Here is a 12049-nt window from a genome sequence, read left to right on the forward strand (position 1 = left end):
TGCTTGATTTAAATGACTGGTGTTGCCCAGTCCGGGTCTGCGCTGAATTCCTCGACCAGGAAATCGAGCATGGCGCGCAGGATGGCAGGCATTTGGCGGCGCGAAGCGTAGACGCCGTAAATACTCATTTCGCGCGGTTGGTATTCTCCGAGCAGCGCGCGTAGTTTACCACTACGCAGCAATCCTGTGGCCGCATACACCGGTTGCATGCTGATGCCGGCGCCGGCGACTGCCGCTTCCAGCAATACCGACGATTCATTGGCGCTCATGTTGCCGCCCACCGGCACCGCCACCGGCGCGCCGTCTTTCTCGAATTCCCACAGGCTCTTGCCGAAGTAAGAGTAGGTCAGGCAATTGTGCAGGGCCAGGTCTTCCGCGCTGTTCGGCGTGCCGTGTTCCTGCAGGTAGGCCGGCGAGGCGCACACCACCGAGCGGCACACCGCCAGCTTGCGCGCGATCAGGTTGGGATCGAGCGCGTTGGTGATGCGGATCGCCAGGTCCACCCGTTCTTCGACCAGGTTGACTGCGCGGTCGACCAGCAGCATGTCGACCGCGGTGTCCGGATAGCGTTTCAAGAAACGCGCCAGCAGCGGCGCCAGGTAGGCCTGTCCCAGCGACATGCTGCAAGTCAGGCGCAGCGTGCCGCGCGGAGTATTCTCGGGATTGGCGGCGGAGGCCTGGATGCCGCCGGCCATGTCCAGCAGCTGGCGGCAGCGCGGCAGGGTGTCGCTGCCGGCCGAGGTCAGGCTCAGCTTGCGCGTGGTGCGATGGAACAGGCGGGCGCCCACCCATGTTTCGAGTTCGGCCAGGTAACGCGACACCATGGCGCGCGACATGTCGAGTTTGTCGGCGGCAGCGGTCAGGCTGCCCCGGTCCGCGACTTCGACGAATACCTGCATTGCGACCAGTCTGTCCATGGCGTGTAATCTATTAGATCGATTTGTGCAACTAACTAGGCACTATTATGCGGTTTTTTGACTCATTTTAGTCAACTATGATGATGGTTCTTTCTCATCACCCCTGGAGATTCCATGTTGAAACGCAAATTTTTCCGTTCGCTGCTCGCCGCCGCTGCCGGCCTGACGATCGCCGGCTCGGCTGCGGCGGCGCCGCAACCCTTGCAGCTGGAGGTCTACAATCCCGGCGCCAACGGCATGTTCCCGGTGTCTTCCGAGCTGGTTACCGGCAGCACCGAGGCCATCGTGATCGATGCCCAGTTTGACCGCGCCAATGCCGCCCAGCTGCTGAAAAAGATCCAGGACAGCGGCAAGAAACTGACCACGATCTACATCAGCCACGGCGATCCCGACTACTACTTCGGCCTCGAAGTGCTGAAGGAAGCTTATCCCGACGCCAAGGTGCTGGCGCCGGCGCCGGTGATCGCTCACATCAAGGCCACCATGCAGGACAAGCTGGCATTCTGGGGTCCCAAGCTGGGCGTCAGCGCGCCCAGGCAGCTGATCGTGCCGGAACCGCTGGAAGGCAGCACGCTGACCCTGGAAGGCCGCAAGCTGGAAGTGGTCGGCCTGGACGGCGCCAGCCCGGACCGCAGTTTCGTCTGGATTCCTTCATTGAAAGCGGTGGTTGGCGGCGTGCTGGTGGCCGGCAACGAACATGTCTGGACTGCAGACACCCAGACCCTGGCTTCGCGCCGGCAATGGATCAAGATGCTGGACAAGATTGCAGCCTTGCATCCGAAGGTAGTGGTGCCGGGGCATTTCAGCGCCGGTGCGCCGCAAAATATCGAATCGGTGCGCTTCACCAGGAACTACCTGAAGACCTATGAAGCGGAAACCGCCAAAGCCAAGGATTCCGCCGCCTTGATCGAGGCGATGAAGAAACATTATCCAAACCTGGAAGGCGTATCGTCGCTGGAACTGGGCGCCAAGGTCAGCAAAGGTGAAATGAAATGGTAAGCAGCCACGATTGCGGCGACAGCAGCTGTGCGCTGCCCGCCGCCGCGGAAAGTACGGACGCAGCGGCGCCGGCGGCGGCACAGGGTACGGTGCTGCATTACATCTATGATCCGCTGTGCGGCTGGTGCTACGGCGCAGCGCCTTTGCTGCAGGCTGCCCGCGAGATCGAAGGCCTGCACATCGTGCTGCACGGCGGCGGCATGATGACCGGCAGCAACCGCAGGCAGGTCAGTCCGCAATTGCGCAACTACGTGATGCAGCACGACCAGCGGATCGCGGCAATGACCGGCCAGCCGTTCGGCGACGACTACTTCAACGGCCTGCTGCTGGACACCACGGCGATCTTTGATTCCGCGCCGCCGATTACCGCGATCCTGGCGGCCGAAGCGGTTGCCGGGCAGGGACTGGCCATGCTGGCGCGGATACAGGCGGCGCACTATGTGCGCGGCTTGCGGGTTGCCGATGCCGCGGTGTTGCATACGCTGGCAATGGAGGCGGGCCTTGATCCGGCGCTGTTCGACAGCAAGTTCGCCGAGCTCGGCGGCGCTGCCACGCAAGCCCATATCGCCGCCAGCCGCAGCTTGCTGGCGCGTGTCGGCGGCCAGGGTTTTCCCACCTTCGCACTGCAGCGCGAAACGCAAATCGAAGTGCTGGACGCCGGCCGTTTCTTTGGCCAGGCGCAAGCCTGGAAAGCTGCGTTGGGCGCTTAGGATTTCAGCCGGCCCGGATTTGCAGCAAGTGCTGGCCGTGGGCGTGCACCGCGGCCAGCAGCGCCTGCGGTTCGCGCACTTCGAAGGAAAACGGCAAGCGCGCCAGCTGGCGCGCGAACCACGGGATGCTGTCGGTGCTGGTGCGCAGCAGCACGCTGTCTTGCCGCGGTTCCAGCAAGCCGACGCTGCGGCCGAGCTCGGCTGCCGCGGCCTGCAGGTCGGTGTGCAGCAAGACTTCGACCGCGTGGGCGCGCGGCATGGTGGCGATGCTGTGCGCCAGGTAGGCTGCGCTATCGAAATCCGCCGGCCGTTTGAAACGCTCCGCGGTCAGCTCGACCTGCTGCATGCGGTCGAGCCGGAACGAGCGCAGCTGCCGGCGCAGCTGGCACATGCCGCTGGCATACCAGGCGCCGCCGCGGAACACCAGCCCGTAGGGATCGAAAGTGCGTGTACTGGCTTCCCCCAGCCTTGACTGATACGCGAAGCGCACGCTGCGGCGGGCTTCTGCGCCTGAAGCAATCGCTGCCAGCGTTTCCTGGCTGGCGCCGGCAACTGCAGCCGCCTTATCGATAGTGGCGGTTTCACTGAGAGCGCGCACACGCTGCTTGAGCTGCGCCGGCAGCACACGTTCGAGCTTGGCTTGCGCACTGGCCACTGCCGAGACGGTTTCGGCCATGCCCATGCTTTCCGCCGCGATCAGGCCTAGCGACATCGCCAGCGCCTCGTCGTTGGTGAGCATCATGGGCGGCAGCTTGAAACCGGCCACCAGCGAATAACCGCCGTGGCGCCCCAGTTCCGACATGACCGGAATCCCCAGTTCCTCCAGCCCGGCGATGTAGCGCCTGAGCGTGCGGCCGTCTACTTCCAGCCGGCGCGCCAGTTCGACGCCGGAGATGCGGTCATGGGTTTGCAGCAGTTCCAGGACTGCGAGCATGCGGATGGCTGGTTTTGACATGTTTTTCAGGGCGCCGGTTAAATGCGGACGGATTATGACCGCCTTTGATTTTATCTTCTTCCCCATGCCGCTGCAGTCGTGCAGCGGCATCCGCTTAAACCCGTCAAAGCAAAGGAAGAACATGGAGCCCATACTGTTTTATGGCGTACCGCAAGGCTGTTCGCTGGGCAGCATCATCGCCCTTGAATGGCTGGGCGAGCCGTACCGGCTGTCTCGCATAGAAATGCTGGAACATCCGTGGCCGGCCGCGTTCGCACGCATCAATCCGCTGAACCTGACGCCTGCCTACCTGACCGCCGAGCGCCACATCGTCAACGAAAGCTCAGCCATCCTGCTGCACCTCGCGGCGCGCCGCAACAACCTGCTGGGTTATGCGCAGGGCACGCCGGAATACGATCGTCTCAACCGGATGCTGGCCTACCTCAACACGGAATTTTTCTCGGCCTTCAGGCCGCTCTGGATCGCCTGCGAAATGGCGGCCAACCCGCCGGTGCAAGAGATGTTGCGCAACCTGGGAAATCCACGGGTGCAGCAGGCATGCGCCTATCTCGACGGCCTGCTGGCGGAGCGGGAATGGATTGACGGCGGCAGCAAGCGTACCGTGGCCGACGCGTATTTCGCGGCGATTGCGCGCTGGGCGGAATATCACAAGGTGCTGGATGTGCGGCAGCATCCGCACCTGTCGCGCCATCTGCAAAAACTGCGGACCGATCCGGCCGTGATTTTTGCGGATGCGATTGAACGGCAGATCGAAGCAAAAAGCGGCGGCCGGTTCCGCGGCCATGTGACGCTGGATGAAGTTGAGCCGATGCTCGCATAGGCGGGCGGCGGCTGGCTGAAAAAAAACCTGCTTTTGCGCGGGCTTTTGTTTTTTTTAAGGTATTCCCCGGCAGGCCGTGCGGCGATGCGTGGAGTGTTGTTGACGTGGCATTTAGTTGTTTATCTGCCGTCATTTGTTGACAACTACTTGCCATTAATCACGAAATTTACAAATTATCTGTTCATTTTTCTGGCAATTCATGACGGCCTTGCATTGTATCGGCCAGCCGCCGGGAGTATTGTGCACTCACTTTTTTAATCCAGTAATTTGACGCAAGAACGACTACGACTGCGCTCGCCAGGCGTTTGCTGCAAGTTAACCGCCCGAGTAAGTCTATGAACCGAGAACCTGCAAATCGTTTTCCTTTATCCGTCATGTCTGCCGCAGCGATCACCATGCTATCCGCATGCGGCGGCGGTGGAGGCGGCGGCTCCAGCGGGCCGGCCAGCTTGCCGCCGGTATCGACCAGCAGCGCCACTCCTGCGCTCAATCCCAACGATCCAAGCAATGCCGGCGCCGCCCATGCACGCGGCATTACCGGCGCCGGCGTAACGGTGGCGGTGGTCGATACGGATTTCAATGTCAGCGATCCTGAATTTGGCGGACGCCTTAGCAAGACCGTGTATTCCAGCGGCGGCGCCGGCGACAGCCACGGCAGCGAAGCGGCGGAAGCGCTGGGCGGCAGCAGCTACGGCGTGGCGCCGGCAGTCAGCATGCTGGGCGCCGCGGTCGGCACCGGCGGCGAAAACGTCACTTTGAATGCCTCGGTTTACCAGGACCTGTTCAACAAGGGCGCGCGCCTCTTCAACCAGTCGAACACTTTTGGTTCGATCGCGGCGCCGGGCGGCAGCGGCCCGACTTTCTACAATATCTACCAGCCTTTCGTGAGCAAAGGCAGCTTGTTCATCTGGGCCGCCGGCAACGATGGCAGCGCCCATCCCAGCCTGACGGCAGGGCTGCCGGCCTTGTATCCAGACCTGCAAAAAGGCTGGCTGGCGGTGGTGGCGGTGAACGCCGCCGGCGGCGCCCAGGGATACAGCAGCAGCGACACTACGCCGGGCGTGATTTCCAGCTACTCGAACCGCTGCGGCGAAGCCGCCAACTGGTGCCTGGCGGCGCCGGGCGATTTTATTTCCGCCACCGCCGGACGCCGGGTCTACGGCACCTCGTTCGCCGCGCCGGCGGTGACCGGCGCAGCTGCCCTGGTGCAGCAAGCTTATCCCTGGATGAACGCCGACCAGATCCGGCAAACCATCTTGTCAACCGCGACCGGCATGGGCGACACCGCCACATACGGCTGGGGTTTGCTGAACGCCAGCAAAGCCGCCAGCGGTCCGGCATTGTTCGACACCCGGCTGACCCTGGGCGGCAATTTCGTCGCCAGTTTCGATGCCGTCAGTTCAACCTTCGCCAATAACATCGGCGGCAATGCCGGTTTGCAGAAAGACGGCAGCGGCACGCTGACCCTGGCAGGCAACAACACCTACAGCGGCGCCAGTGAAATCGTGAAGGGCACGCTGAACGTGACCGGGTCGGTTGCTTCCACAGTCGCCATCGACAGCGCCGGCGTGTTGTCCGGCGACGGCGGCCGCATCGGCGGCAGCGTCTCCAACAACGGCCGTCTCAGCAATACCGGCAGCGGCATGACGATTGCCGGCAACTACACGGCCTCGGCCAGCGCCGTGCTGGCCAACCAGTTCAATGCGACCCTGGCCGTAGGCGGCAGCGCCGCGCTCGGCAATTCGCACCTGGTGGCGACCACGCCCGTCGGCAGCAGCGACCCGTCCGGCTACGTGGCGCAGCAAGTGGGCGTCAAGGGCAAGGTGCTGACTGCTGCCAGCGGTGTGTCTGGCGTGTTCCAGGATGTGTCGTTCGAACACGACGGTACGGTTTTCAACCCGGGCACCTTCTTGAGCGCTACGCTGGCATATACCGCCAACGAAGTCGACCTGAGCATAGCGCGCAACGATGTCAAGGTGGTGGCAGCGCAAGCGTTTGCCGCCGACCCTACGCGCAACAACAGCGCCGCCAACCTCGAGACGGGACTCAAGGCGGCCGACGCCATGGCCGCCGGCGGCAACACCGGCGGCAGCAACAGCGCCTTCCTGAACAGCGCCGCAGCGCTGCAGCGCACTGCGGATCTCGCCGCCGCGGCCCAGGTGCTGGACAGCCTGTCGGGGCAGATCCATGCCTCTTCGCAGGCGCTGACTTTCCAGCAGTCGCAAGCAGTCAACCGCGATCTGTCGAACCGGCTGTCGCTGCTGGCCAATCCGGTTGCGGGCAGCGCCAAGGCCGGCTTGTGGGCCAGCGTGATCGGCGCCAGCGGCAAGCTGGGCGAATCGGGTTATGCTTCTGCCGACACATCCACCTGGGGCGGCCAGTTCGGTTTCGATACGCATTTGAATGACAAGGCGATTGTCGGCGTGGCGTTGTCCTACTCGGAAAGCAAAGCCAGCTTCGACCGTTTCGGCGGCGCCGCGAACAGCCAGGATACCGGCCTGTCGCTGTATGGCCGCTATGCGCTTAGCCATGACGGCATCTACGTTTCCGGCCGCGCCGGCGTCGCCCGCGTGACCAGCAAGATCAATCGCAGCGTGATCCTCGGCAGCGAGGTCGACAGCCTGTCCGCCAATCATGCCGACAGCATGATTTCGGCCTATGCCGAAACCGGCTACGTGCGCAAGCTGTCGGCGGCCACGACGCTGACCCCGTTTGCCGGCATCAGCTACGACCGCCTCAAGCGCGGCGCATTCACGGAAACCGGCAGCCCCTTCGGCCTCACCGCCGGCAGCAGCAGCTACCGCCAGGCTGCGAGCGTACTTGGCTTGCGCGGCGACACAGGTTTCGACTGGCTGGGCGGCCATACCAATGTTCAAGCTTACGCGGCCTGGCAGCACGGCTTCAACGATGGCAAGCTGGATTTCAACGCGGCTTTCGTCGGTGCGCCGGCTGCCGGGTTTTCGGTGCAAGGCATAGGATTGGCGCGCAACAGCGGCTGGGCCGGCATCGGCATCTCCAGCGCGCTGGCCAGCAACTGGAGCTGGTACGGCAACTACGATGCGCAGTTCGGCAAAGGCGGACTGGTCAACAATGTATTTTCGGTTGGCATGCGCAAATCGTTCTGACGACCCCGGCGCCGGCGTGATCCGGCAGCGATAAAAAAACGGCCTGCAAGACTCGCGCGAGTCATGCAGGCCGTTTTGCCGGGTACTTCGTGCCGTGTGCTTAAGCAACCGCTTTCAGTTTGTTGAAATCGGTGTTGCTGGCCGGTGCGAAGCCGCCGTGCGCAGGTGCGTGGCCGGCGTAGAACTTACCGAAACGGTTGGCCAGGAAATCCGCCAGCGTGACTTGCTCTTGCCGCACAAAACCGCTTTGCGGCAGCACGCCCGTGACAACCAGGTCGACCATGGCGCAGATGCCGGCCGCGGTAGTCAGCTGGATCGCCGACAGCAGCTGGCCGTTGACCTGCTGGCTATAGGTCTTTTGAGCATAGGTTTCCTGCTCAAGGCGGCCGTCGCGCATGCCGCTGACACTGACGAAGGTCAGCACCACGTCTTGCTTGGTGATCGGGATCGAGGTTTCCAGCACTTCCTTCAGGATCGGACGGCGTTCCAGCTTGCCCAGCTGCAGGTCGCGCACCAGGATCTTGATGATGTCGCGATGGCCGGGATAACGCACGGTCTTGTAATCCAGGTTCTGCACCCGGTCGCGCAGGCTTTCGCACAAGGTGCCGAGGCCGCCGGATGTGTTGAACGCTTCGTAGTCGACGCCGTCGAGCGAGAAGTGTTCCAGCTCTTCCAGCGGCGAGGTTTCGCGCAGCACGCCGTCGACAATCGCTTCGCAAGGATTGCAGTACTCGTTGATCAGGCCGTCGGTGCTCCAGGTCAGGTTGTACTTGAGCGCGTTGCTCGGGAAGGTCGGCAGCGCGCCGACGCGCATCTTGACGTCATGCAGCTGTTCGAAGCGGCTCGCGACGTCGTTCGCCACGATCGAAATGAAGCCGGGCGCCAGGCCGCATTGCGGCACGAAGGCGGTGCTGGAATCGAGCGCCAGCGATTTGACGAAGCGGGTGCTTTCGACATCTTCGGTCAGGTCGAAATAGTGCGAGTGCGCTGCCTTGGCGGCGGCGGCAATGACCGGCGTCAGGAAATAAGGGCAGGCCGACAGCGTCACGTCGTGGCCGCTGATCAGCTTGGTCACGGTGGGCGCGTGCGAGATGTCCGCCAGGATCGTGGTGACATTGGGAAAACCTGCCTGCTTCACGTATTCCAGCCGTTGCGGATCGCGGTCGGCCACGGTCAGTACATAATCGCCGGTATGGGACAGCAGGTTGAGGATGGCGTCGCCGATTTTGCCGGCGCCCAGAAGGATCAGTTTGGTAGTCATGTCGTCACTCGCTTGTCGTTTTAGTCAATGTTGCTGCTGCAACCATTGTAAATTCGAGTGAAGTCAGATAATAGAGTGTAAATAGTCGTCGAAATGTATAATAACGATACACATTGACGAATATTGAAGATGGATTGTAGCGATGAGAGATAAACTGGATGAAGTCGACCACAAAATCCTGGCACTGCTGATGGACGATGCGCGCCTGTCCATGGCCACCGTCGCCAAGCGTGTCGGGATTGCCAGGACCACCGCCATAGCGCGGCTGGCGGCGATGGAAAAGAAGGGCGTGATCGCCGGCTACGGCGTACGTCTCGACCTCGGGCTTTACCAGCCCGCAGTGCGTGCTTACGTCGGCATCTCGATTGACTCCCGCAATGCACCATTACTGGTCCAGCAGCTGCAGCAGATGTCGCAGGTGGAAACCCTGTGCGCGGTGAGCGGCGTGATCGACTACATGCTGACCTTGCGCTGCCAATCCACCGATGAGCTGGACCGCTTGCTGGACCAGATCGGTGCAATGGAGGGGGTGCGCCATACTTCGACCTCGATCATCCTCAGCAAGCGCATCGATCGCGGTCCGATTTAGGGCAGAGGAGCACTATTGCAGTGCAGCAGATATGTGTTTTATCTATAACAGTTATACGAATAATAAAGCAGACATCGATGCTGCGCCGCCATATAGTTACACCTGTCTCCTCCAACACCTCCTAAGGTTTGGATTCAACCCGCTACCGCAAGGTCAGGCGGGTTTTTTTTTGCCCGGGAAAAACTTGCTATCCGTTGGCCGCCAGCAAATCCTTTAAAACCGTCTTGAGCGTCACCGCCCCTTTGCGCGCCGGCCCGGCGAATGCGATCCAGCCCTGATTGAAACCGTCGAGCATCTGCATGCGCGGCGCATGGTTGCCTGGACCTTGAGCAGCAAAGACGGCGGGCCATTCATCCCGCGCCACGGCCTCCATATGCACCGGCTTGCCGAGCAGCTCGGAAAAAGTCGCCGCGATCTGGTTCGGCGTTATCCGCTGCGGACCCTCCAGCTCGACCACACGCTTGCCCTGCCACTGTTCGAGCAGCAATTCGGCGGCGACCTGTCCGACATCGGCCGTGGCGACCATCGGCACCGGTTTGTCCAGCGGCTGCAGGAAACTCGGGATCACGCCGGTGCTCCGCGCGGGGGCGATGTCCCACAAGGCGTTTTCCATGAACCAGGCCGGGCGCAGGAACGCCAGCGGCAGATCCAGGCGGCCCAGCTCTTGTTCCATGATCTGCAGCTGGGTGAGCAGGTTCTCTGGTTCAGCTTGCGCGCCTATGGTCGACAGGCAGACCACTTTGGCGGGCCGGGCCGCCGCTAGCGCCTGGTGCAGCGCGGCGACGATGCGCCGCGTTTCCTGGAATCCGGGAGACGGCGCGAAAATCGGAGGGAGCAGGATAAACACCCCTTCGACTCCGGTAAACGCCGCTTGCAACGCTGCCGCATCATTCATTTCCGCCAGCGTCACCTGGCACCCTTGCGCTGCCCACGCCTCACCCTTGCCGGCGTTGCGCATCACGGCGCGCACGGGTTGCCCCGCGGCCAATAAAGAACGTGCCACCGCGCCGCCGACCTGGCCGCTGATTCCTGTGATTGCATACATCTGGTTGCTCCTGTTGAAGGCGACTTTTGTCGCGTTGGCGAGAAGTATGCGGCGCTGGCTGCAATTCTCCGATAGCATGAGTGTCATTGAATAAGTGACGAGGAATCATCAATGAGTTTCGATGGGCGTCTGGCCAACGGCATGGCAGTGTTGTCGGCGGTGGTGGACGGCGGCAGCTTCGTGCAGGCCGCCGAGACGCTGGACATGACTCCGTCCGGCGTCAGCCGAGCGATTGCCCGGCTCGAAAAGCGTCTCGGCATCCGCCTGTTCGACCGCACCACGCGTTCGGTCACGCTCACCGATGAAGGGCGCCGCCTGTACCAGGAGATCGCGCCCTTGCTGGCCAGCCTGGAGCAGGCCGCCGACGGCGCGGCCGCCAGCGCGAAAGCGGTGCGCGGGCGTTTGCGCGTAAATATCGACCCGTATTTTTCCCGCCTCGTCCTCGGGCCTGCGCTCGACCGTTTCATGGAGGGTTACCCGGAGTTGCGGCTGGAGCTGTTCACCAGCAACCAGCTCGGCGACCTGGTGGCCGACGGCGTCGACCTGGCGCTGCGTTTCGGCTATCCGGCATCGTCGTCGCTGGTCGCCAGGAAACTGCTGGAGACGCGGGTCCTGACGGTGGCGGCGCCAGCCTACCTGGAGCGTTACGGCCGGCCGCGAACACCCGCCGAGCTGGAAGGCGGCAAGCACATCTGCATCGAATTCCGCGACTCCATCTCGGGCAGGCCGTTTCCCTGGGAATTCCATCGCGGCGCCGAGCGCGTCACGATTGCCACCAACGGCCGGCTGATTCTCAACGACGCCGGTACGCTGTATAGCGTGTGCGAGGCCGGGCATGCGATTGCCCAGGTGTTTGAACTCGGGGTCGAGCAAGCCTTGCAATCAGGGCGGCTGGTCGAACTGTTTCCGGATTGGCCTGACGAGACGTTTCCCCTCTATGCCCTGTATCCGTCGCGCCACCTGGCGCCTGCCAAGGTGACGGCTTTCCTGGAATTTGTGACTGGTTTGTGTGCGGTCGGAGCCGGCGCCGGACCGGGTAAAAAATGAGCGCAATTTTATGGCTGCATTTTCCCGGCTTGGACTAATATGCAGCCAGGAGGTGACAAATGAATATAAATAATTCTACGGATCGGATTGAAAGAGAAATTGTGCTCAAGGCCGCGCGTTCGCGGGTCTGGCGCGCGTTATCGCACGCCGAGGAATTCGGCGGCTGGTTCGGCGTGGCGCTGAAGGGAAAAACTTTCGCCGCCGGCCAGGCCGTGCAGGGGCAGATCACTTATCCAGGCTACGAACACCTGGCCTGGAACGTGGTGATCGATCGCGTGGAGCCGGAAGGCTTGCTGTCTTTCCGCTGGCATCCCTATGCGGTTGACGCTGCCGTCGACTATTCGCAGGAACCGACCACGCTGGTGGTGTTCGAGCTGATTGCTGTCGAGGAGGGCACTTTGCTGCGCGTGGTCGAATCGGGGTTCGACAATATCCCGGCTGCGCGGCGCCAGGAAGCGTTCAGCATGAACAGCGGCGGTTGGGACGCGCAGATGAAGAATATCGAAAAGCATGTTGCGGCATCCTAGTTCGGATGGAGGCAGGCAGACGGGCAGGGGGCCGTCTGCTTGCGTTATGGGAGC

The 12049-nt window shown here is 62.4% G+C and carries 12 protein-coding genes; 7 read left to right on the plus strand and 5 right to left on the minus strand.

Features of this window, described 5'->3' with window-relative positions:
• Window positions 1-8: 8 nt before the first annotated feature.
• Window positions 9-917, minus strand: coding sequence for a LysR family transcriptional regulator (locus BM062_RS20995; RefSeq protein WP_092400476.1), 909 nt, complete (start codon window positions 915-917; stop codon window positions 9-11).
• Window positions 918-1031: 114 nt separating this feature from the next.
• Between BM062_RS20995 and BM062_RS21000 the strand changes: the two genes are divergently transcribed.
• Window positions 1032-1916, plus strand: a complete 885-nt coding sequence (locus tag BM062_RS21000) for an MBL fold metallo-hydrolase (RefSeq protein WP_092400478.1) — start codon at window positions 1032-1034, stop codon at window positions 1914-1916.
• The gene (locus BM062_RS21005; protein WP_092400480.1) at window positions 1910-2626 is read left to right on the plus strand and encodes a DsbA family protein; all 717 of its coding nucleotides are present in this window, start codon (window positions 1910-1912) and stop codon (window positions 2624-2626) included. Before BM062_RS21000 ends, BM062_RS21005 begins: the two co-directional genes overlap by 7 nt.
• A gap of 4 nt (window positions 2627-2630) precedes the next feature.
• Here BM062_RS21005 and BM062_RS21010 read toward each other — a convergent pair whose 3' ends face one another.
• Window positions 2631-3581: a helix-turn-helix transcriptional regulator gene (locus BM062_RS21010; protein WP_092400537.1), complete on the minus strand. Its 951-nt coding sequence runs from the start codon at window positions 3579-3581 to the stop codon at window positions 2631-2633.
• A gap of 121 nt (window positions 3582-3702) precedes the next feature.
• On the opposite strand from BM062_RS21010, the gene BM062_RS21015 reads away from it, so the two are divergent.
• Window positions 3703-4401, plus strand: coding sequence for a glutathione S-transferase family protein (locus tag BM062_RS21015; RefSeq protein WP_092400482.1), 699 nt, complete (start codon window positions 3703-3705; stop codon window positions 4399-4401).
• 181 nt (window positions 4402-4582) lie between these two features.
• Here BM062_RS21015 and BM062_RS25700 read toward each other — a convergent pair whose 3' ends face one another.
• Window positions 4583-4798: a hypothetical protein gene (locus BM062_RS25700; protein ID WP_175501110.1), complete on the minus strand. Its 216-nt coding sequence runs from the start codon at window positions 4796-4798 to the stop codon at window positions 4583-4585.
• Between BM062_RS25700 and BM062_RS21020 the strand changes: the two genes are divergently transcribed.
• The gene (locus BM062_RS21020; RefSeq protein ID WP_254785194.1) at window positions 4797-7526 is read left to right on the plus strand and encodes an autotransporter serine protease; all 2730 of its coding nucleotides are present in this window, start codon (window positions 4797-4799) and stop codon (window positions 7524-7526) included. The genes BM062_RS25700 and BM062_RS21020 overlap by 2 nt on opposite strands.
• Before the next feature lie 100 nt (window positions 7527-7626).
• Here BM062_RS21020 and BM062_RS21025 read toward each other — a convergent pair whose 3' ends face one another.
• The gene (locus BM062_RS21025) at window positions 7627-8787 is read right to left on the minus strand and encodes a saccharopine dehydrogenase family protein (protein ID WP_092400486.1); all 1161 of its coding nucleotides are present in this window, start codon (window positions 8785-8787) and stop codon (window positions 7627-7629) included.
• Between the two features lie 142 nt (window positions 8788-8929).
• Between BM062_RS21025 and BM062_RS21030 the strand changes: the two genes are divergently transcribed.
• Complete coding sequence (locus tag BM062_RS21030) at window positions 8930-9376, plus strand: Lrp/AsnC family transcriptional regulator (RefSeq protein WP_092400488.1); 447 nt, start codon at window positions 8930-8932, stop codon at window positions 9374-9376.
• 187 nt (window positions 9377-9563) lie between these two features.
• Here the strand turns inward: BM062_RS21030 and BM062_RS21035 are convergent, their stop codons facing one another.
• Entirely contained in the window at window positions 9564-10421 is an 858-nt protein-coding gene (locus BM062_RS21035; protein ID WP_092400490.1) for an NmrA family NAD(P)-binding protein, read from the minus strand.
• A gap of 111 nt (window positions 10422-10532) precedes the next feature.
• Between BM062_RS21035 and BM062_RS21040 the strand changes: the two genes are divergently transcribed.
• Together BM062_RS21040 and BM062_RS21045 are read left to right on the plus strand one after the other, a co-directional pair.
• Window positions 10533-11468, plus strand: coding sequence for a LysR family transcriptional regulator (locus BM062_RS21040; RefSeq protein ID WP_092400492.1), 936 nt, complete (start codon window positions 10533-10535; stop codon window positions 11466-11468).
• Window positions 11469-11533: 65 nt separating this feature from the next.
• Complete coding sequence (locus BM062_RS21045) at window positions 11534-11995, plus strand: SRPBCC family protein (protein WP_092400539.1); 462 nt, start codon at window positions 11534-11536, stop codon at window positions 11993-11995.
• The last annotated feature ends 54 nt before the right edge of the window (window positions 11996-12049 follow it).

The sequence above is a fragment of the Collimonas sp. OK412 genome (assembly GCF_900112135.1).
Taxonomy (GTDB): domain Bacteria; phylum Pseudomonadota; class Gammaproteobacteria; order Burkholderiales; family Burkholderiaceae_D; genus Collimonas; species Collimonas rhizosphaerae.

Bases quoted from the DNA above. Each gene is read 5' to 3' on its own strand.
- BM062_RS20995 (WP_092400476.1), bottom strand. From the start codon at position 917: ATGGACAGACTGGTCGCAATGCAGGTATTCGTCGAAGTCGCGGACCGG.
- BM062_RS21000 (WP_092400478.1), top strand. From the start codon at position 1,032: ATGTTGAAACGCAAATTTTTCCGTTCGCTGCTCGCCGCCGCTGCCGGC.
- BM062_RS21005 (WP_092400480.1), top strand. From the start codon at position 1,910: ATGGTAAGCAGCCACGATTGCGGCGACAGCAGCTGTGCGCTGCCCGCC.
- BM062_RS21010 (WP_092400537.1), bottom strand. From the start codon at position 3,581: ATGTCAAAACCAGCCATCCGCATGCTCGCAGTCCTGGAACTGCTGCAA.
- BM062_RS21015 (WP_092400482.1), top strand. From the start codon at position 3,703: ATGGAGCCCATACTGTTTTATGGCGTACCGCAAGGCTGTTCGCTGGGC.
- BM062_RS21020 (WP_254785194.1), top strand. From the start codon at position 4,797: ATGCTATCCGCATGCGGCGGCGGTGGAGGCGGCGGCTCCAGCGGGCCG.
- BM062_RS25700 (WP_175501110.1), bottom strand. From the start codon at position 4,798: ATGGTGATCGCTGCGGCAGACATGACGGATAAAGGAAAACGATTTGCA.
- BM062_RS21025 (WP_092400486.1), bottom strand. From the start codon at position 8,787: ATGACTACCAAACTGATCCTTCTGGGCGCCGGCAAAATCGGCGACGCC.
- BM062_RS21030 (WP_092400488.1), top strand. From the start codon at position 8,930: ATGAGAGATAAACTGGATGAAGTCGACCACAAAATCCTGGCACTGCTG.
- BM062_RS21035 (WP_092400490.1), bottom strand. From the start codon at position 10,421: ATGTATGCAATCACAGGAATCAGCGGCCAGGTCGGCGGCGCGGTGGCA.
- BM062_RS21040 (WP_092400492.1), top strand. From the start codon at position 10,533: ATGAGTTTCGATGGGCGTCTGGCCAACGGCATGGCAGTGTTGTCGGCG.